This is a genomic window from Chryseobacterium caseinilyticum (assembly GCF_014837145.1).
Lineage (GTDB): Bacteria > Bacteroidota > Bacteroidia > Flavobacteriales > Weeksellaceae > Chryseobacterium > Chryseobacterium caseinilyticum.
The window spans coordinates 1-21986 of sequence record NZ_JACYFS010000011.1 but is presented as its reverse complement, the minus strand read 5'-3'; the positions used below and the strand labels follow the sequence as shown (position 1 = coordinate 21986).

At 36.6% G+C, this 21986-nt stretch carries 16 protein-coding genes; 8 read left to right on the top strand and 8 right to left on the bottom strand.

From position 1 onward, the window contains the following. Window positions 1-267: 267 nt before the first annotated feature. The 6 genes from typA (at window position 268) to IC610_RS19175 (ending at window position 9453) form a co-directional block, all read left to right on the top strand. Window positions 268-2076 carry a translational GTPase TypA gene (typA, locus tag IC610_RS19200; protein ID WP_056084933.1) on the top strand — a complete coding sequence of 603 codons (1809 nt, stop codon included), beginning with the start codon at window positions 268-270 and terminating at the stop codon, window positions 2074-2076. Between the two features lie 396 nt (window positions 2077-2472). Beyond that, window positions 2473-3588: a M23 family metallopeptidase gene (locus tag IC610_RS19195; protein WP_191738374.1), complete on the top strand. Its 1116-nt coding sequence runs from the start codon at window positions 2473-2475 to the stop codon at window positions 3586-3588. A gap of 340 nt (window positions 3589-3928) precedes the next feature. Continuing rightward, window positions 3929-4519 carry a DUF6624 domain-containing protein gene (locus tag IC610_RS19190; RefSeq protein ID WP_191738372.1) on the top strand — a complete coding sequence of 197 codons (591 nt, stop codon included), beginning with the start codon at window positions 3929-3931 and terminating at the stop codon, window positions 4517-4519. Between the two features lie 304 nt (window positions 4520-4823). Next, the gene (locus IC610_RS19185; RefSeq protein WP_191738371.1) at window positions 4824-6161 is read left to right on the top strand and encodes a DcaP family trimeric outer membrane transporter; all 1338 of its coding nucleotides are present in this window, start codon (window positions 4824-4826) and stop codon (window positions 6159-6161) included. A gap of 33 nt (window positions 6162-6194) precedes the next feature. Continuing rightward, window positions 6195-7610 (top strand): MFS transporter, encoded by a 1416-nt coding sequence (locus IC610_RS19180; protein ID WP_191738369.1) that lies wholly within the window; start codon window positions 6195-6197, stop codon window positions 7608-7610. Window positions 7611-7839: 229 nt separating this feature from the next. Next, window positions 7840-9453 carry a glycoside hydrolase family 10 protein gene (locus tag IC610_RS19175; protein ID WP_191738367.1) on the top strand — a complete coding sequence of 538 codons (1614 nt, stop codon included), beginning with the start codon at window positions 7840-7842 and terminating at the stop codon, window positions 9451-9453. A gap of 152 nt (window positions 9454-9605) precedes the next feature. Here the strand turns inward: IC610_RS19175 and IC610_RS19170 are convergent, their stop codons facing one another. Continuing rightward, window positions 9606-10613 carry a hypothetical protein gene (locus IC610_RS19170; RefSeq protein ID WP_191738365.1) on the bottom strand — a complete coding sequence of 336 codons (1008 nt, stop codon included), beginning with the start codon at window positions 10611-10613 and terminating at the stop codon, window positions 9606-9608. Between the two features lie 379 nt (window positions 10614-10992). Between IC610_RS19170 and IC610_RS19165 the strand changes: the two genes are divergently transcribed. Next, entirely contained in the window at window positions 10993-11244 is a 252-nt protein-coding gene (locus IC610_RS19165) for a protein-tyrosine phosphatase family protein (protein WP_394368304.1), read from the top strand. Between the two features lie 3 nt (window positions 11245-11247). On the opposite strand, the gene IC610_RS19160 is transcribed toward IC610_RS19165, so the two are convergent. Continuing rightward, window positions 11248-12312: a LacI family DNA-binding transcriptional regulator gene (locus IC610_RS19160; RefSeq protein ID WP_394368303.1), complete on the bottom strand. Its 1065-nt coding sequence runs from the start codon at window positions 12310-12312 to the stop codon at window positions 11248-11250. Between the two features lie 276 nt (window positions 12313-12588). On the opposite strand from IC610_RS19160, the gene IC610_RS19155 reads away from it, so the two are divergent. Continuing rightward, entirely contained in the window at window positions 12589-14172 is a 1584-nt protein-coding gene (locus IC610_RS19155; RefSeq protein WP_191738362.1) for a Na+/H+ antiporter, read from the top strand. 810 nt (window positions 14173-14982) lie between these two features. Here the strand turns inward: IC610_RS19155 and xylE are convergent. The 6 genes from xylE to IC610_RS20065 form a co-directional block, all read right to left on the bottom strand. Then, window positions 14983-16404 carry a D-xylose transporter XylE gene (xylE, locus tag IC610_RS19150; RefSeq protein WP_191738360.1) on the bottom strand — a complete coding sequence of 474 codons (1422 nt, stop codon included), beginning with the start codon at window positions 16402-16404 and terminating at the stop codon, window positions 14983-14985. A 215-nt stretch (window positions 16405-16619) separates the two neighbouring features. After that, on the bottom strand, window positions 16620-17948 hold the full coding sequence (gene xylA / locus IC610_RS19145; RefSeq protein ID WP_191738358.1) for a xylose isomerase: 1329 nt from the start codon (window positions 17946-17948) through the stop codon (window positions 16620-16622). 431 nt (window positions 17949-18379) lie between these two features. After that, window positions 18380-19090, bottom strand: a complete 711-nt coding sequence (deoD, locus tag IC610_RS19140) for a purine-nucleoside phosphorylase (protein ID WP_191738356.1) — start codon at window positions 19088-19090, stop codon at window positions 18380-18382. Between the two features lie 175 nt (window positions 19091-19265). After that, the gene (locus IC610_RS19135) at window positions 19266-19985 is read right to left on the bottom strand and encodes a hypothetical protein (protein WP_191738354.1); all 720 of its coding nucleotides are present in this window, start codon (window positions 19983-19985) and stop codon (window positions 19266-19268) included. A 346-nt stretch (window positions 19986-20331) separates the two neighbouring features. Beyond that, window positions 20332-20679 carry a tyrosine-type recombinase/integrase gene (locus tag IC610_RS20070; RefSeq protein ID WP_317173462.1) on the bottom strand — a complete coding sequence of 116 codons (348 nt, stop codon included), beginning with the start codon at window positions 20677-20679 and terminating at the stop codon, window positions 20332-20334. A 19-nt stretch (window positions 20680-20698) separates the two neighbouring features. Next, on the bottom strand, window positions 20699-21112 hold the full coding sequence (locus IC610_RS20065; RefSeq protein ID WP_228462969.1) for a phage integrase N-terminal SAM-like domain-containing protein: 414 nt from the start codon (window positions 21110-21112) through the stop codon (window positions 20699-20701). Between the last annotated feature and the right edge of the window lie 874 nt (window positions 21113-21986).

Genomic DNA, 21986 nt, shown 5'->3' with positions numbered 1-21986 from the left:
TTTCTTCTTATTGGCGTCCAAAATGTAATTTAATAAATGAGTTTTGAATTACTTTTTAACTGCATATCACGAAATTTACTGATATTAGAAATACTCAGAAATAAACTTTACAGAAACATTTTAATCAAGATTCCCAACAATTTAAGTAAAATTCACAGCAGTAAACGTTAATGTTCCAAACTTGCTCATTATGAATTTGTTAAATATGAAAACAAATTTTTAGTTATTCATAAATTATCACTACTTTTGCGTCCGTAAAAATCATTCATGCAAAACATTAGAAATATTGCGATTATCGCACACGTTGACCACGGTAAGACGACTTTGGTTGATAAGATTATTCATGCTACAAACATTTTCAGAGAAAATCAGGAAAGTGGAGAATTAATAATGGATAACAACGATCTTGAAAGAGAAAGAGGAATTACCATTTTATCAAAAAATATTTCTGTTACTTATAAAGACACAAAAATTAACGTAATCGATACGCCTGGTCACGCCGATTTCGGTGGTGAAGTAGAGAGAGTATTGAAAATGGCTGACGGTGTAATCCTTTTGGTGGATGCATTTGAAGGGCCGATGCCTCAGACAAGATTCGTATTGCAGAAAGCTTTGGAATTAGGTCTTAGACCATTGGTTGTAATCAACAAAGTAGACAAACCAAACTGCCGTCCGGAAGAAGTTCACGATCAGGTTTTTGATTTGTTCTTCAACCTTGAAGCTACTGAAGAGCAGTTGGATTTCCCAACATTCTACGGTTCTTCTAAACAGGGATGGTTCAACACTTCACTGGAGCAGACAGACAACATTTTCCCATTATTAGACGGGATTTTACAATATGTACCTGAACCTAAAGTAGAGGAAGGTAATCTTCAAATGCAGATTGTTTCTCTTGATTTCTCTTCTTTCTTAGGAAGAATTGCTATCGGAAAAGTAATCAGAGGTGAGATCAAAGAATCGATGTGGATCGGTCTTGCTCAGGCAGACGGAAAAGTAGTGAAAGGAAAAGTAAAAGAACTTTACGTTTTCGAAGGTCTTGGAAAGAAAAAAGTAACCGAAGTAAAAGCCGGAGATATCTGTGCTGTAGTAGGTTTCGACGCTTTCCAGATTGGTGATTCATTCGTAGATATCGAAAACCCTGAACCATTGCCAAGAACGGCTATCGATGAGCCTACCCTGAACATGACGTTCTCTATCAACAACTCTCCTTTCTTCGGTAAAGACGGTAAATATGTTACTTCAAACCACCTGAAAGAAAGATTGACAAAAGAATTAGAGAAAAACTTAGCATTGAGAGTTCAGCAGACTGATGATGCCAACACTTTCCTTGTATTCGGTAGAGGTATTCTTCACTTGTCAGTTTTAATTGAAACAATGAGAAGAGAAGGTTATGAAATGACGATCGGTCAGCCACAGGTTATTTTGAGAGAAGACGAAAACGGACAGAAACTGGAGCCTTATGAGTCTTTGGTTGTAGATGTTCCTGAAGAATTTGCTTCAAGAGTAATCGATTTGGCTACGCAGAGAAAAGGTGACCTTCACATTATGGAAACTAAAGGTGAAATGCAGCACATGGAATTCGAAATTCCTTCAAGAGGTTTGATCGGATTGCGTTCTCAGATGTTGACAGCTACTGCTGGTGAAGCTATTATGGCACACCGTTTCACAGAATATAAGCCTTTCAAAGGTGCTATTCCGGGAAGAAGCAATGGTGTTTTGATTTCTAAAACTCAGGGTCCTGCTACAGAATATTCTATCGCTAAACTTCAGGACAGAGGTAAGTTCTATGTTGATCCGGGCGAGGAAATCTACGCTGGTATGGTAATCGGTGAGCAGAACAAGCCGGGAGATTTGGTAGTAAACATCGTTGAAGCTAAGCAGTTGAACAACATGAGAGCTTCAGGTAAAGATAAAGATACAGGTGTAGCACCGAAAATCTTGTTCTCTCTTGAAGAATGTATGGAATATATCCAGGCTGACGAAGCAATCGAGGTGACTCCAAACTTTATCAGAATGAGAAAGAAAGTACTTTCTGAAGAAGAAAGAAAAAGAATGGAAAGAGGAGCGAAAGCATAATCTGAAATTCATAAATATACCTAAAGCCCTGATTTTTCAGGGCTTTTTTCATTTTTAGACCATTTGTGATAAATGTATTAAAAGTATGGCAGAGCAAAATAAATATGACAGAATCTTCGATTCGTAACTTATCTAGTATTTATGGATCATTTAAAATGACCTAGGAAGCGGAGGCGTTAAGAAATTTAGAAGAAATTCCGTTAAGAAATTTCCACTGTTTGAGTGGCGGCTATGATCATCTTAAAATGATACTTCGTCATTTCCGCCTGAGTTTGGAAATTTTAGGAATTACTTTTAAATTTTAGCTGACGCTTTCAAGTCTTGAATTTTTGGTTCTTTTGTTTCAAGACAAAAGAACTGAGGACTTCGCGGCTAAATTTTTGTACTGAATATGAAATGTTCAGATCAAAATCAATACTTTTAATATTAATCACCCTTTCATTCATCATCTCTTGTGATGGATTAAAAATTCCTAAAAATGTTTTCGAAACCTCTGAACGTGCAAAATACGAACGCAGCTTTTCAGGAGCCGACAGCCTGTTGACTCAGTGGAAAGCAAGTTTGTCTTCAGCTTCAGCCAGTCAGCTTAAAATTAAAGATGGAACGTCACTGCTGATAAATTCAGATCAGTTAAAATCCGATGCTGTAGGTTATTTAATGGATTTGAAAAAAGGAGATTTGCTCCTTGTCGAAACTGCATCAACCCTTCCAGATAAAAAGATCTTTGTCGATTTACTGGATCCAGCTTCAGGATCAGAAATGATGAAATCGCAGATCATTGAAGATAATCTATTCTCAAAACCAGTTGAGACTGACGGTTTACATAAAGTTATTGTACAGCCAGAAATTGGCTACGGAAGTCAGCTTAAAATAAAAATCTACACTCAGCCCTCACTTCAGTTTCCCGTAGCAGGAAAAGGAAATAAAAATGTTCAGAGTTTCTGGGGAGCCAGCCGTGACGGTGGTGGCAGAAGTCATGAAGGAGTTGATATTTTTGCGCCTAAAGGAACGCCCGTGGTTGCAGTTGCTGATGGATACATCACCCGAACCGGAAATCAGGGGTTGGGAGGAAAGCAGGTTTGGCTTCGCGATGATGAGGTTGGCAATTCCCATTATTACGCCCATCTCGACAGCATTCTTACTGAAGGCGGTAGAAAAGTAAAAACCGGTGATACACTCGGTCTGGTAGGGAATACAGGAAACGCGGCAGGAGGAGCGACCCATCTGCATTTTGGAATTTATTCTACAGGTGGTGCGGTAGATCCTTATCCATTCATTCGTGAACGCTCAGTTCCGAAATTTATCTCACCAACCACTTCAGAAAAGTTTTCAGGAAAAAATCTTAAGTCTGGAAGCAGTCTGCGGTCAGGTTCCGGTAACGAGTATGAAGTCCTTTCAACAGTCAGTTCTAAAATTCAGACCACAGTGATTGCAGTTCATGGAATCTGGTTTCATGTTAAAACTATAGACGGAAAGGAAGGATTTGTGAAAGGCAGTCAGATTGAAAAATAACCGCAGTAAATTTTAACCTTTTCTCAATTATAACATGTCAATGCTCATTTCCGGATTTCAACACCACATTTTTATTGAGTGTGCAAAATAATCTTAGCCATATAAAATAATTTATACAGACATATAAGAATATATTATATGTTTATACAGATAAGATAGATTCAAAAGTGATGTTGTTGTTGGAAAAAATTGGTGAGAAAATGTGGTAACTCTAACCGGCCACGCAAGAAAAAATTATCCATTTAAGATTCTGACACTTAAAAATAATTCCTATTTTTGGGAACAATTAATTTTTAACCTAAATGGTCAACCCATTTTGGAATATGACACAAAAACAGAAATGAAAATAAAAAAAATAGTATTCAGCATATTTGCCGCTCTTATTGTAATGATTTCAATATTCCTTTATATGAATAAGGATAAATTTGTCTATGTAGGTTCAGTAGATATTATTGAAGTTGATTGTAGCAAAAAACGTCAGATCCTGAGCGAAGTTTTCGAAAGTGACCAAAAGATTAGAAAATCAAATGAACTCATGAAATACGCTAAAGAAGATCACAGGAATCAGGAATTAGTGATCAGCATTATTGAAAAGTGTGGTATGCCGACATTACAGGAGGTGGATCAAAAACAAATGGACGCAATCTGGTTGGGACTTCAACACAGTACTGAAGAAATCAGGAAAAAGTATTTTCCACAAATAGAAAAAGCGGTTAAAAATGGAGACTTATCTAAAGGACAGTATGCATTGATGAAAGACAGGATGTTAATGGACGAAGGAAAGCCCCAAATATATGGTTCACAAATAAAAAATGGTAAACTGTACACATTAGAAAATCCTGAAACTGTGAACGAAAGAAGAAAAGAAATGGGAATGGAACCAATAGAGGATTATTTAAAGAATTTCAATATTCAGTTCAATCCGAATTAAAAACAACTGTCTTTCTAATTATTTTTCCTTTAAACTGATGATAATTGGCATGTCCAAATCTACAAATTTGCTAACTTACTATAGTTTTATCCAGATCAGTATAATTTGCAGTGATTTCTCCTAAAGTTTGATTATTAAACAGTTTATCATTGAAAATATTGATAATTTATCATCGTTTTAAATCCTGTAAATTAAATTTTAACAAATATATTTTCTCTTTTGTACTAACTAACACTCGTTAGCTTTGATAAAATTTGTATGTTTGGAAAAGAAGCAATAAGAGCTTCGTAGATAAATTTACGATATGAAAAGGGGAATATTCTTTAAAAGCATTTTTGCCGCAACTTTGTTGAGTGTATCTGCAACAGCAACTGCGCAACAAAATACATCAGACCAAACCATTAATGATTCACTGGCAAAATCAAAACCCGTCGTTGCTGCCCAGCCTCAGGAAGGAAAAGTGAAAGTTGATTTTTACGGTTTCATCCGAAATGATATTTTTTACGATACAAGACAGAATATTGGTGCAGGCGAAAACATCGTTCCGCTTTATCCACGCGATCGTGCGTTGGATGTGAATGGTGAAGATATCAATGATTCTCCGAAATTCCACATGTTGTCTGTAGTTTCCAGAGCGGGAATCAATGTGAAAGGTCCGGATGTTCTGGGAGCAAAGACCGCCGGGATTCTCGAAGGTGAATTTTTTGGAGCCACAGAAGGTGGAATCAATGAATTCCGTTTAAGACATGCCTACATTACCTTAGACTGGGAAAAAACGCAATTGGGAGTAGGGCAGTACTGGCATCCGATGGTGATTTTAGATTGTCTCCCAAACGTGGTGAATTACAGTACAGGTTCGCCCATTTTTGCATTAAACAGAAATCCACAGGTAAGACTGACGCATAAACTTTCAGATCAGTTTAAAGTAATCGCAGCCATCAACTCTCAGCGTGACTTTACCCCAAACACTGCACCGTACCGTGACAGCGGAATGCCATCCACCCATTTACAGTTTCAGTACAAATCATCAAAATTCGTTGCCGGAATCGCCGGACAGTACGAAGAGCTTAGACCACAGCTTTCTTCAGGTACGCCTCCAATTGTGAACAATAACCGTGTGAAAAGTTTTACTGCAATGGCTTACGCAAAGGCAATTACAAAACCTTTAACCATCAGCGCATCGGCGATGATGGGACAAAACGCTGCTTCACTGGTGATGCTCGGTGGCTTCGTGGGATACGCAGCTCCCGGGCAGGCAGATATTTTCAGAACGATGAACACAAGAAGTGCATGGATCGATTTTCAGCAGACCACGACTAAAAAAGTAGCGTTCGGACTTTTCGCAGGCTATGTGAAAAATATGGGAGCTGATAATCCTGTTGAAGGCAGAGTGGCGACAACTTATGGCGTAACGTCATCTTGGGGAGCAATATCTGCAACGCCGGGCGGCAGAAGTGTTGATCATTTATGGAGAGTGGTTCCGCGTGTGGACTGGGTTTTAAGCAAGGCAATCCGCCTGAGATTTGAGGTTGAAAATACCGTTGCAACCTGGGGCGATGCACAGCCCAGTGGAAGAGGTATCGGAAATGAATTCAATGCAAGAAACAACCGCTTCCACGTGGCAACGTTCTTTATGTTTTAAGAGGATTTTAAATTTAAATAAAAAACTAATTATATGGATAATACAATACAGCAGCCCAAAAACAATATCCTCACAGTGATCATCGCCTCTTCAGCAGGAACGCTGATTGAATGGTACGACATGTTTTTGGCGATTATTCTGGCGGGTGCACTTTCGGTAAATCTTTTTCCGGCTGATGGGTCGTCGCATTTTCTGGAAACACTGGCAGTAGTTGCTTCATCATTCATGTTCAGACCAATTGGTTCATTGATTTTCGGGAATATCGGAGATAAAATCGGAAGGAAATACTCATTTCTTCTGTCGTTAATTCTGATGGGAGCTTCAACTTTTCTGATTGGATGTATTCCGAACTTCCAAAGTATTGGCTGGGCAGCTCCCATTCTGCTTTTGGTTTGCAGACTGATGCAGGGATTGGCGATCAGTGGTGAATATGCAGGTGCGGTAATTTACGTCGCAGAACACGCTCCGGCCAACAGAAGAGGATTTTATACAGGATTTATTCAGGCAACAGTTCCTATCGGACTTTTGGTCTGTTTAAGTGTGATTTTCGTTACGAGAACCGTGATGTCCGAAACCGATTTTAATAATTTTGGATGGAGAATTCCATTTCTTCTGAGTTCTGTTTTGGTTTTACTCAGTTATTTTGCCAGAAAGAAACTTCACGAAAGTCCGGTTTTTGAAGAGCTTAAAAAAGCAGGTAAAACAAGTAAGGCTCCGGTAAAAGAAGCGTTTACTACAAAAGGGAACGTGAAGTTAATGCTGAAAGCCATCTTCGGAGGTAACGCGGCGCAGAGTTCAGTGATGCAGACCAGTTTATTTGTGACGCTTTTCTTTATGCAACGAGCCGTGAAAATTGAAGAAACCACTGTTCTACTCATCACAGGTGTCGTTACCCTTTGCAGTGCTTATTTTTATCAGTATTTCGGAGCCTTAAGTGATAGAATAGGTCGGAAAAAAGTACTGATTAGCGGTTTAATTTCAAGTTTAATTTTAATTCCGGTCTCATTCTACCTCTTTATGCAAATCGGAAATCCGGATGGTCTTACTGAAGTTCATTCCATCAGTACTGAAGCAACCTTAAAGATTATGGGCATCAGTTTCCTATTATCTGTTGCGGGAGCAGCGACTTATGGACCTTTGGGAGCGTTTATGCTGGAGATTTTCCCGACCAAAATCCGTTATACAAGCATGGGCTTTGCCCAGAATATGGGAAATGGTTTCATTGGCGGAGCAACAACTTTTGTGACCGAATTTATAAAAACATCATTCGTGGTCAGTGCTTTTATGGCACCGTTTATTGGTCTGATTTATCCTATCTTTCTGGTAGTTCTGGCGATTATTGTCAATGTTTTATTCATTCCTGAAACTTATAAAACCGATTTGACAGAAGAGGAAAATGTAGATACTTCCAATGCCCGAAACGCAGGCAATAGTCTTTCCGAAGTTTAAATTAATTTAATTTTCATACTAAAATTAAAGTGCAGTATTTTTCTGCACTTTTTTTGTTTTTAAAAAAATCCGCATTCAGATTCTTTAAAATTATCTTTATATCATTAGTTTTGTGTTTTATCAACTTAGAAATTCTTCCTCAGAATTAATTATGAAATCGCCATGATTTGCAAAGACGAGCACGGATGAAGATAGCGATTCCATAGGATCAATAAAAAACAATAGATAAATGCAAACGAAAATCTCTACAGTAAAATTAGTCACGATATTAGGTCTGTCTGCCACTTTGGGTGTTTCCTGTGCTGCAAAAAACAGTGCAGTTAAAACGACACCTTCAAAAGCAGTAAAGCCTGTTAAAAATATTTCAAAACCCTCAGATTCTGTCACACTTAATATACCTCCAAAAGCCGTTGAAGAAGATTTAAAAGTAAATCTTCCGGCCATCAAACGGGAATTCCGTGGTGCGTGGATTGCCAGTGTAGCCAATATCAACTGGCCTTCAAGAAATAATCTTTCCGTGGATCAGCAAAAAGCTGAAGCGATTAATATGCTGAATATGCTTCAGGAAAATAATTTCAATGCGGTGATTTTTCAGGCCCGTCCATCTGCAGATGCTTTGTATACAAGCGAACTGGAGCCGTGGTCGTATTTTCTGACAGGGAAAACGGGTGCACCGCCTTATCCAAACTATGATCCTCTACAGTTCTGGATTGAAGAATCCCACAAACGGGGAATGGAACTGCATGTCTGGCTCAATCCTTACAGGGCACATCATTCCAACGGTGGAGCAGTTACCAGTCTGTCGATGGCCAGTAAATTATCAGATATTACCATAAGATTAAAAAACGGAATGTACTGGTTTGATCCTGCCAACCCGAAAACGCAGTCTCATGTTTCAAATGTTGTGAAAGATATTGTGAAAAGATATGACCTGGATGCCATTCATTTTGATGATTATTTTTATCCTTATGCCACTTATAATAACGGAAGAGATTTTCCGGATTCCGCAAGCTGGAATGCTTATGTAAATTCTGGCGGAACACTTTCACGGGCAGACTGGAGAAGAGATAGTGTAAATCAGTTTGTAGAAAGAATTTATAAGGAAATTCATGCGGAGAAAAGTCACGTCCGTTTTGGGATCAGCCCGTTTGGAATCTGGAAGCCAGGCTATCCTGCAGGAATAGTGGGATCTTCGCAATACGACGAATTGTATGCTGATGCTAAATTATGGTTAAACAAAGGCTGGGTAGATTATTTTTCACCTCAGTTGTACTGGCCGGTTGAGTCTAAAGGACAGGCTTTTGGACCGCTTCTCGAATGGTGGAAATCTGAAAACACCATGAACCGACACCTTTGGCCGGGATTGAATACCGTTGAGGTAAAAGTATCAGACCGTCCGACAGAAATTAAAAATCAGATTGAACTGTCCAGACAGATTCTGGGGAACGATGCAGGAGAAATCCACTGGAGCATCGCAGGTCTTACCAAAAATGCCAACATGTTGCCCGCTCTTAAAAACGGTCCGTACGCCGAAAAAGCATTAGTACCGAAAAGCCCATGGATAAAAACAGTTCCCGTAGAAAAACCTACACTTTTCATCAATGATCTCGGTTCAGTAATCAATGCTTCGTGGAGTTCAAAAAAGATAGCATCTGTCTCGCAGTGGGCACTTTTCAAACAGTACAACGGCATTTGGGAGACTGAAATTCTTACTTTGGAAAATCTATCACAGCAAATCCCCAAAAGCAAAGATGGCAAAATCCTGAATGCGGTGGCGATCAAGGCAATTGACCGTTTAGGTAACGAAAGCGATTACTTTGCTAAAGCAATTGGTAAAAAATAATACATGAACTCAGGGTTGATCTGTGAGTTTCTGATAATATTTGAAAATTTATTATGTTGACTAAAGTTCCGGTAGTTTTTAATTGTATATAATTTGAGAAAATATATCAGAGTAATAAGTTATTTTGGTAGCTCTTTATCTGTATCTATTGTTTATATGTCAGTAATTATTTTACCACTAAAAGTTGTGAATGAATTAAAGTATAATTCTGGAGTTTTAATGGTTGCCAAATTAAAATTAAATGTGAAATAAATTTTTAAAAAATTAATAATTGGCTTTTTATTCTGAAGTTGGATTCTAAAAGGACTTTTAGGATTTATATAGATTGGGTCTTTCATTTCGAGAGTGAATTTTTCAAAATCTGATGATAAACTTTCATTAAATTTTAGATCAATTATAAATTTTTTTGTTGGTTTTAAAATTCCTGCAGGTTTTGCAGGAGAGCCAGCTCTGACAACAGCTTGATGAGTACAAAAGCAGTCGATTGAATTTAGTAGAATTGTATTTTCTGTATTATTTATAAAACTAAAATCGAATATTGGCAAATGATTTTTGTTTTTGAGATTCTGAAATTCATACAGTAATTCATTTTGTTTTGATTTACGATATATTCTTTTGTTTAGTACCTCTAATCTTCCAATTTCAATATTGTCATTTCTAAAAGGGTAATATTTGGCCAATATATTCGGGAAAAGAAAAATTTCACTGCTAATTTTACTCCAACTCCAAAATTCGAATATTATGCTCAAATTATTTAAGAATGAAATTGATTGTAAGTAATCCTGAACTAATGTATCATTCTCGATAGTTGTTGCGATTATTATTCTTTCTGGAAGTTGACTATTTTTTAGAATAGAGTTTACATCTTCTAATACTTCTTTTATGAAAGTAATTTTTGTCTTTCGATTGTTTAAATTTATACTACGTAATTTACATTGAACAATAGTTTTAAACTCATTAGAAATTATATCAATACCATTTTGATTCTGTCCTCGTCTACCAAAGAGATTAAAACTTGTTGTTTTATAAGATGCATTGATTAAATCACAAATTAAATTTTCGAAAATTTCCGGACTTTTTGGTATAGGGAGTTTATATAACATAATATTGATTAAAGAATTTACATGGCCATTTGAGTAATCAAAATGTATATTATTCATTAAAAATAATTAAATAAACACACGCTGCAAATTTTAATTTTCTTTATAAGTTTTTGGAAATCCGATATCACAATAAAGAAGTTTTACCAAGATTTTTGTCATTCCGAAGGAGTTTAAAGTAATTATTTTCATTGTGTTATGATTCCTCCGAAATAACAAAATGACTGTTTAATTTATTGTTATGATGACAGCGGAAATACAGTCTAATTTTAAATTAGAGCCTGTCTAAATTTCATTAAAATTAAATTCCCCCGACCCTACAAGGGAATTAATTTGATGAAATTTTCAAGTCATTTTTTCATCCTTCAGGGTTGGGGAAAAAAAGAATGACTTGAAAATTTGTTTTTTAATTATTTTTAAACAGGCTCTGAGTAATGCGGTGCAGAAATTTTTAAACATAATGGATGATCCGAAAAATTATCCTGTGCTTATTCACTGCCATCACGGTGTTGGACGTTCCCGTTTGTTCAGCTCAATCTACCGGATTGAGTATGAAAATTTTACAAATGAGGATGCCAGAGAAAATGCAAGATTATTCTGGGAATTTGGAACCAACTTTTCAAAAAACTCAGAAAAAGGTGCTTACTTGATGAATTATCATAAAAGAGCGGCAAAGATTGAATTGAAGTAAAAACTATTTTCGTTTAGAAGACTTCCTCACACAAATCTGAGGCGCCAAAACCACTTTTTTCTCGATAGAAACACCTGAAGAATTATCTTTAATATGATCCAGAAAAACCTGCCCTGCCATATTTCCCATAATCACAGGAGTCTGATCCATCGAACTCATCGGAAGCTCCATGAATTGCGTGAAAGGTTCATTGGAAAAACCTATTACAGCGACTTCCTGAGGTATTTTTATCTTACGTTTTTTCAATTCCTGACATGCTCCCAGGGCAGCAAAATCACTGGCAGAAAATATGGCATCCGGAATAGACTGGCTGTCCCATAACGTTTTTATCGCTTCAATTCCGGCATCGATTGAACTTCCTGTAGAAATAATATTTTCTTCTTTTACCTTAAATTCATGATCAATTAAAGCCTGTTTATAACCATTCAGACGGTTCTGGTAAATTTCAAGATTCAGATCACCGGCAAAATGGCAGATATTTTTATAACCTTCAGAAATCAGATGTTCAGTCGCCATATACCCGCCGCGGTAATCGTCAATGGTCACGGTGCTGATTCCCGGAATATCTTTCTTTCTGTCAAAAAAGATGATTGGTGTATTTGAAGTATTTAAAATATGTTCTATATGTTCTGTATCAACTGTAGTTCTGGAAACCGACATGAAAATCCCGTCTACCTGAGCGTTGAGTAACGTGTTTAAATGCTTTTTTTCAATATTTACATCTTCATGACTTTGGCAGATAATCACATGATACCCCTGCACGGAAAGTTCCTCTTCAATTCCACGGATAACAGACGAGAAAAAGTTGGTATTGATGTAGGGAACGATGATTCCGATGTTTTTTGTTTCCCCGCTTTTCAGTGCTTTGGCCAGATTATTCTGCTTGTAGTTCATTTCCTTGGCAGTCTTCACTACCAATTCCTTGGTTGCCTGGCTGATTCTCGGGTGGTTGTTCAATGCCCTTGAAACCGTTGCCACACTTACATTCAGCTTTCTCGATATATCATAAATGGTGGCATTCTTCTTTGTCATAGATTTTCCTGGAATTGTGTTAAATTTCTTCTTCATTAATCCTTTCGGGACGCGGGTAAATTTAATCAAATTATGCATATCAAAAATAAAAAACCAAGATTTTATGCTTTCTCACACGTTCGATCATCATAAACGTAAAGTTTTTATGATACGATAACACATTTAAATATAAGATTTCATTCAGTGAAATATACTTTTTTCCTGACTGAATCAGTATTCTTTTTAAAACTGCCTCGGACTAAAAACGAAAAAAAATTAGCTCAAAAAAGCGTCCGAATGTATACTTTTGCATTTTAAAACACAAAAATACAAATGCACAGTCTTTTACCTTTTCTTTTGGCAATGGTCGCAGTCATCGTTCTGCTGAACATGTTTGCTGCGAAACTAAAAATTGCCTATCCTATTTTATTGGTTTTAGGTGGTTTGGCCATCAGTTTTATCCCGGGACTGCCCGTGATCAGGATTGATCCCGATCTGATCTTCTTTATCTTTCTTCCCCCATTATTATTTGAAGCAGCGTGGACTATTTCTTTTAAAGAAATGAAAAAATGGTGGAGGATTATCGGAAGTTTCGCTTTTCTGGTTGTTTTCTTTACAGCATTATCGGTGGCTTTGGTCACCAATTATTACATCCCCGGATTCACCATTGCTTTAGGATTTTTACTCGGCGGAATTGTATCTCCGCCAGATGCCGTGAGTACCGGAGCGATCACCAAATTTGTGAATATTCCAAGATCCACCTCCACAATTTTGGAAGGCGAAAGTCTTCTGAATGATGCATCATCACTGATAATTTTCCGTTTTGCACTGGTTGCGGTTGGCACCGGTCAGTTTATCTGGCAGGACGCTACGATGAGTTTCTTTTGGATGCTCATCGGTGGTGTTGGGATCGGTTTGCTTTTGGGATGGCTATTTGTACAGGCACACAAAATTCTACCTACAGACGCACCTTCCGACATTGCACTGACGATTATCGAACCCTATTTAATGTACTGGGTAGCGGAACAGTTTCACAGTTCGGGGGTTTTGGCTGTTGTGGCTGGCGGACTTTTTATGTCGGTCAGAAGACTAAAATTTCTGAACAGTACCAGCCGTATTCATGCCTACAGCGTCTGGGAAAGTCTGATTTTTATTTTAAATGGCGTGGTCTTTCTCATCATTGGTTTAGAACTGCCCGAGATCGTAGATGGACTTCGTAAAGATCATATTCCGCTTGAAACAGCGATTGGTTATGGCGTTTTAGTCACAGCTATTCTGATTGCTGCCAGGATGATCAGCTCTTATGCCGCCTTGATCTCTACCATGATTTTCCGGCCAGGTGTGCAGCCCCATGCTTCTTCAAGAACCCGGCGGTGGATGATGCCGCTCCTGCTGGGCTGGACCGGCATGCGGGGCGTTGTTTCTCTCGCTGCCGCACTGGCAATTCCTGTAACTTTGGATAATGGCGAAGCATTTCCGCACAGGAATCTGATTCTGTTCATTACATTTGTTGTAATCCTGCTTACGCTTTTGGTGCAGGGGCTAACTCTACCTTACATCATTAGAAAAACCGGATTTTTTGATGGGATTTTTAATGAAGAGAATGAACATTTAACCAAGCAGAAAATTAAAAAAGAGTTAAAACAACACATCTATCAGTTTCTGAAATCTAAGTATGAAAATGAACTAAAAGACCACGCCGGTCTGGAAATATTTTTAAGACATTGGGAAGAGCGCGCCAAAGCTACAGACGACAGCTGGATGAACGAAAAAACAAAAGTGATTTTCGTTGAAATGCTCGAAGTTCAGCGGGAATATCTCACTGAGCTTAATAAAGATCCGAAAATTAACGAAGAAATCATCCGCCAACAATTATATCAGATTGATCTGGAAGAGGAAAGATTGAGAATGATCTGAAAATTGTGATCATCAAATTAAAGACCGTCGGAAGACGGTCTTTTTTTGTGGTAAGTTTCTATTTTTCAAATAACATTTTGGGTAGAAAGCATTATTTTCATTATTCAGAAAGCTTTACTTCTGAAATACACAAATATCTAGTTTATGCCTTGTCAATCATACTTTCGATCAAATTCGTGAGATGGTTTTAAAAGAAAAAAGGTAAATATTTATGATACAAGACAATCCGTAGCACTCCGTTATGATACTGAAGGTGCTTATCCGAAAAAGATACTATCAAATAGATGTTCTCAAAAGTGAATTTGTAGAGGAATATTGGTATTCCCAACTAAATTATAGTTTTTTAATAGATGATGAAACGGGGAAGATAATCTATAAATAATCTTTGACTGTATTTAGCTCCTATATATTTTGAAAAGAATTGAACATATATTTTTATCAATGATATTGTTTTGTTTTGAGCAACTGCTACGGGCAAAACAAAAAAAATATGAACACATACATCAATTCATCAAATATTACAGGAATCATGGCAAACGCTTTATTTAACTTAAACATTTATTCTACATTCTCAAAGGCGAAACAGAATTTAAAGTGTATTAAATTGTAGTGATTTTTTAGAATATTATTATCCTTTTTTTGACAATGAACATACAAGGTTGTTCAGAAAAATCAGATAATACAGAACCCATATTTGTCGAAAAAAAAGATTTACAACGAGCTATTCAAAAAGCCAAGCTATTGACACACGTTCCTAAAAAAAGAGCACCGAAAAATTCCGATGCTCTAAATTAATCATTGTAAAGTATATTATTTCTCCCAAACCTTCTCAATCTCCTCAAGAGATTTTCCTTTGGTCTCAGGAACCCATTTCCAAACAAAGAACAGGGACAGAACACTCATCACACCGTAAAATCCGTAAGTGAATGCACCACTGAATTCCATCATAAAAGGATAAGTAGATGAAATTAAATAGTTAGCAGCCCATTGAGCCGCAACCGCAATCGCAATCGCACTTCCTCGTATTTTATTCGGGAAAATTTCTGAGATTAAAACCCAACAAATAGGTCCCCAGGACATCATAAATGACGCGGTGTAAACAATGATAAAGACCAAAGTGGCAATTCCGATAATCTGATAGTAAGATAATATCGCAATTGCAAACATTCCAATCGCCATCCCGACAGAACCTGTAATTAATAAAGGCTTTCTTCCCCATTTATCCACAGTGAAAATGGCAATAACGGTAAAGATTACATTCACCAATCCCATTACAACCGTCTGCAGCATCGATGAATCTTTGTGAACGCCCATACTTTCGAAAATTCTCGGAGCGTAGTATAAAGCCACGTTGATTCCCACGAACTGCTGGAAAACTGATAGCAAAATTCCAATCACGATCACAGTTTTTCCGAACGCGAAAATTTCACTCTTATGTTCAACGACAGTGCTTTTTATCTCGGAGAAAATTTCTTTTCCACGTGCTTCACCATTGATTTTGGTTAAAATTTTCAGTGCTTCTGCATCTTTATTCACGAACGTCAGATAACGCGGTGTTTCAGGAACGAAAAAAAGAAGAATCCCGAATAGGGCAGAAGGAATCGTCAGTGACAAAAACATATATCGCCATCCAATTTCGTTGATCCATTCTACGGTTTGTCCGCTTGCGATACCCCAGTTCACAAAGTAAACCACGAGCATCCCGAAAATAATGGCAAACTGATTCAGTGATACCAGTTTACCACGTATTTCGGCAGGTGCAATCTCGCCAATGTACATCGGGCAGACCGCCGAAGCCAGGCCTACACCGATTCCACCAATGATCCTATAAAAATTAAATGCCAGCAAAACACCCATGGAGTGTTCGCCGTGTTTGAAGAATAAAAATTCAGGATACGCCGCTCCCAAAGCACTGATGAAGAAAAGAAATGCAGAAAGCATTAATGATTTTTTTCTTCCCAGCTTCGTGGAGATCATCCCGGAAATAGCGCCACCGATGATACATCCAATCAATGCACTCGAAATGGTCGCTCCGTGGGCCAGTGAGCTCAATCCCAAAGGAATGATAAGATATTCCTGAATTGATTTCTCGGCGCCGGAAATTACGGCCGTGTCGTATCCAAACAAAAGTCCTCCCAAAGTGGCGACCAAAGTGAGTACAGTAACGTACAGCATATTGATCTGCGCCTTTGTTCCTGAAGAATATTTAGGACCGGAATCTATTATTTGCATAGTTTGATTTAGTTTTAAATGTTAGAAAATGATAAATATCTTTATCAATTAGACTCGTTGTTTAAATTTTAAGGACTTTTCTTACCCCAGCCCTAAAGGGAGGAAAAGGCCTTAAAATTCATCAAAATTACACCCTTTAGGGCAGGGGAATTAATTTTGATGAATTTTTTGATAGCAGTTTTCTTATTTTAAAGATGATTTATCTTCAATAATTTTTATAAATACTGATTGATAATACTCTCAAGATATTCCTGCTTTCCGCTTTCTCTTCCAACCTCACCCAATCCTTGAGCATAAGTAGCAAGATCTGTTAAAGATAAGCTTCCGTTTTCGAAATCTTTACCTTTTCCAGAATCAAACGAAGAATATCTGCTGGTTCTGATCTCAGAATATTTTGATTTTTCTAAAATTTTATCTGCAGCTAAGAATGATCTTGCAAAATTGTCCATTCCGCTGATGTGAGCGATGAAAATATCTTCTAAATCTGTTGAATTCCTTCTGATTTTGGCATCGAAATTCACACCTCCGCCTTGAAAACCTCCTGCTTGAATAATCACCAACATCGCCTGAGTCATTTCATATAAATCAACCGGGAACTGATCTGTATCCCAACCGTTTTGATAATCTCCTCTGTTCGCATCAATGCTTCCCAAAACATTATTGTCAGCCGCCACCTGAAGTTCGTGTTCGAAAGTATGCTGAGCCAAAGTAGCGTGGTTAACTTCAAGATTTAATTTAAAATCATTCAATAAATCGTACTGACGGAGGAAATTTAAACAGGTTGCAGCATCGAAGTCGTACTGGTGTTTTGTAGGCTCCATTGGTTTTGGCTCGATGAAGAAAGTTCCTGTGAATCCCTGAGCTCTTGCGTAATCTTTAGCCAAATGTAAAAACTTCGCCATGTGCTCTTGCTCACGCTTCATATTCGTGTTTAATAAAGACATATAACCTTCACGGCCGCCCCAGAATACATAGTTTTCGCCACCTAATTTTATCGTAGCATCTAAAGCATTTTTCACCTGTCCACCTGCGTAAGCCAAAACATCAAAAGAAGGATTGGTAGCCGCACCGTTCATAAATCTTGGGTTTGAGAAACAGTTGGAAGTTCCCCAAAGCAATTTCACACCAGAAGCTGCCTGCTTTTCTTTAGCGTAATCAGTAATGAATTCTAATCTTTTGGTAGATTCTACAAAATTATCTGCCTCGTCAATCAAATCGTAATCGTGGAAACAGTAGTAAGGAACGCCTAATTTTGTGAAAAATTCGAAAGCGGCATCCATTTTTTCTGTTGCTCTCTGTTTTGCATCAGAAGCCGTTAACCAGTCAAATTGCTGAGTTCCTGCACCAAACGGATCTCCACCGGTTGCACAGAATGTATGCCAGTAAGCAGACGCAAACTTGAAATATTCTTTCATCGTTTTTCCACGAACAACTAAATTTTCATCGTAAAATTTGAATGCCAACGGATTGTCTGATTCTCTTCCCTCAAACTTGATTTTTTCTATTCCTTTAAAGTACTCTTTGTTTCCTGTGGTAAATGACATATTTTTTATATTTTAAATTTATTGTAACCGATTGCATTTTACAGTGTTATTTTATCAAATACTTTTCATAAAATTTACACTATATTTCTTCAAAACCGTAAATGAATGTGGTTTAAACTAAATGTAAAAATTCTCTGATAAAAAACGAACGTTAGTAAAAATTTTTTGTTTTTAATGTCAGAAATCTTCTCAAAGCCTTTATTAACAGGGATTTGTAATTATGATATTAAGCGGAAGTGAAATCAATCTAAACTGAATATTAAATTTTATGTGTGCGGAAATGTCCGTCTGCTTTCCACATTTTCTGACTTTGTACCCCGATTTTTTGTCTTAAAAAGAAAATATAAGGATATGCTTATCATAAAAAATACGATAAACATCATTGTGATATTTATCGTATTTTAAATTTAATGGAAAAAACAGAAAATCTGTTAAGAAACTTTCCACGCCGCTTCCAAAGCAAGCTCAATCATAGGTTTCAACGCCGTTTCTCTCTGGTCCGCAGAGATCATTTCTTTGGTCGGAATAATATCTGAAACCGTAAGAATGGTTGCCGCATTTTTACCTAAATGTTTTGCATTGGCAAATAATCCGAAAGCTTCCATTTCAACGGCCGGACAATTGTATTTCTCAGCTATAGCAGGAACTGCAGGATCTTTTCTGTAAAAAATATCGCTGCTGTGGATATTGGTTGCTCTGGTTTTCAAACCTAATTCTTCTGCGGTTTCATTGATGACGCTGTAGATATTTCCCTGGTTTGAAAGAATTTCTTCCTCAAATCCCCATGCATACTTTGCATAAGTACTTTCGCTTGCGGCGTTTTCTACATTCAGAAGATCAAAAAGTTTTACATCTGAAGAATAGCCTCCACATGTCCCGATTCTGATGATGGTTTCCACGTCATATTCTGTAAAAAGTTCAAAAGAATAAATCCCGATACTTGGGAAACCCATTCCGCTGGCTCCAACGGTAATTTCCTTGCCTTTATATGTTCCGGTGTAGTATAGAATACCTCTGGTCTGGCTGACTAATTTTGGGTTTTCAAGAAAATTTTCTGCAATATATTTCGCTCTCAAAGGGTCTCCGGGCTGTAGAACCACTTTTGCAATTTCTCCTTTTTTAGCGCTAATGTGTATGCTCATGTTGTTGTTTTAATGATGGCAAAGATAATGAATCTCTGTAAAGTTGCTTGGTTCAACACCTTAAAAATAAGTTTGAAATTTTAATTTATAATCATTAATTTACTATGTAGAAGAGCTTTTCTTTTATATGGTTTTTTTTTATAAAATTTTCATTATTAAATGTTTGTATCGAAATTTATATCAAACCTTTTGCCCAAAGATACGTTGAAGCACCTTTCTGTTCCGGCTTGATATTATTTAGCGGCGAAGTGAAACTGATGCTTCCTGTCACAAGCACCCATCCAGTTTCTTCTGCTGTTTCAAATTCAAAAGACTGCATTTCTGTTTTTTCTGATGTAGAAATATGAAGGGTAAAAGATGCAATATTTTTCACGTTGATGACCGGAGCATTGAGGTTGGTGCTGATGATACTGATAGTAAGTTCTGCCCTGGTTGCCTTCGCCGGTGCTTTTATTTCTTTTCCCCAAGTTAGAGCAGGAATTTTTATGGTTATTTTACCATCTGCATTTTCCTGGAATTCCAGAAAGAATCTTACGCACTGATCCCAATTAAAATCTCTGTTAAAGTTGTAACCCACCAAAAACTGTGGATCTGTATACTCCAGTTTTATTTTGTTCTTTGCCAGATCAGTTTGTCGGGCTGTACGTCGTAATTGAGTTCTGTGAGAAGGAGCGTATTTTGTACTTGTAATCAGATTTACTTTTGCCATTAATTCTGCCCGAAACTGTTTGTCCACCGTACTTACCATCCCAAAAGCAGTGTAAGATTTTTTGGTGTTATCAGTTTGTTTCGGATCTTTTCCTTTGGCTTTAGCATAAGACCTGTCACCATTGTTGACGAAAATAATGTTTCCAATTGCTCCACTGAGATTTCCGTTTTTGTTAAGTCTTGCCATAATTGTGTTTTTAAGATTATACTTATTTTGGTAACTGTTTTTTGTAAACGGAAGAAAATTATTTTTAAATCCCGCTGAAACTGTACATGCTTCACTTAAACATTTATTTGCTTTTCTCCGTTGTTCCTTTAATAAAGATAAATAAAAAATCCATATTAAATCTATAGTGATTCCATAATTTTTATGGACTTGCTATGGATTTGCTATGGACTTACTATGGAGTTGTGTGTTATTATTCTGTTGGAATTTTCGTGTTGAAATAATTAAAAGTACAAATGGAAATTGAGATTTACAAGAAATCAAGCGTGCTTTTTACACACGGTTTACTGACATCATTGATGTGGGTCTAAATTTCTGTAGTTTTAATATTATTGTGTCCAAGCAGTTCTTTGATAATTCTGATGTCGGTGCCATTTTCCAGGAGATGGGTAGCATAAGAATGTCTTAAGGTATGTACAGTTGCCGGCGAGTATATTTTTGCTTTTTTCAGTGAATTTTTAAGAATCTGCTGAACGCTTCTGGGTGAATATTGCCCGCCGGTCTGCCCTTCAAACAGAAACAGTTTGGGTTTGTATTCCCTGTAATAATCCCTTAAAATATCTACAAGTTTCTGTGATAGTGGAACAATTCTGTCTTTGTTTCCTTTACTTTGTTTTATGAGCAGAAGATTTTCTTTTGATTTTACATCAGAAATCTGAATTCCAATGGCTTCGCTAAGTCTTAAACCGCAAGAGTAAAATAGTGGTAAGAATGGTTTTATGCTTTAGATTTTCGGTAGCATCCAGAATTCTTTTCACTTCATCTTTGGTAAGAAATTTTGGAAGTTTATGCTCTTTTCTTTTGGGATACAAATGGCTGAGGTCAATTTTTCTGTGAAGTACCTCTCCGTAGAATTTAGTAATGGTTGCCATCATTGCTTTTTGATGAGACTGACCGATTTTCTTTTTGTCTACAAGCCATACAATAAAATCTTCAAGCTTTTTTTCTGTAATTTCTTCAGGTTTAAATTTGGATGAAATTTTAAGAAAATAATTCAGGTTTGATATATAATTCCTGATGCTGTTTTCAGAATATCGCTGCATGGTAAGAAGGGTTTTGAACCGTTCTGAATAATTATTTTCCATCATTAAATATGTTTTCGTTGCGTAAAACTAAAAGTAGTGAAAAATAATAATATGGTAATCAGTAAATTACAAAATTTTAAAAAAGGATTGGCGCAACTGTATATATATTGTTTTGGCGCAATGCGTATATTTGGGTGTTAGGCGATATTTTATGACAACAACGTGGAATCAAGAGGAAATCAATGAATATCAAAATATTTTTGATTTAACAAATAGCTTTATTGGAAAATAAATTAATCAACTAATTTTCTTTTTAGATGATGAAGATATTGATTACAATGAACAGGAAAATATTTACGGTAAAAGCTTACTAAATGGTGTTGAAATAATATTAAATAACGAAAAATATTACTTAGGAAATTACTTTTTTGCAACACATTATAATGGCTTAAATTTAAAAAAAGGAAATATTACTGAATTTGAATTTATTGAAAATAAAAACCAAAAAAATTATCCTTCAAAGTTTCTAAATGATACAATAATTGATGCAAAAATTTATTGGCATAAAGCATTTTTAGGTAAATATTTTGTTCCAATTGAAACAGCTTTTGAAACGGATAAGCATTTTATACAATTTTCAGCTATTGAAGTAAATTTCGGAGAAGTAAATACTGAATTAACAGACGAAATACTAGTTATTGAAGACAAATTAATTGCAAAAAAATTAAGCTTAGGCGAATTTGGAATTGAAAATAATGGACGATTTTTTTTTAGAAATATTAAGGAAATAAAAGAAGCCGAAAAAAACATCGCCTAACATGAACTGTGTAAAAAACCAAACATTTTAAGCACTTTTTGCAATAAAATTATCTTGGTACATTGTTTTGTTTTTTACCACCCCAAATACAATTTTGAGCAGCTTGTTGCACACCGCAAT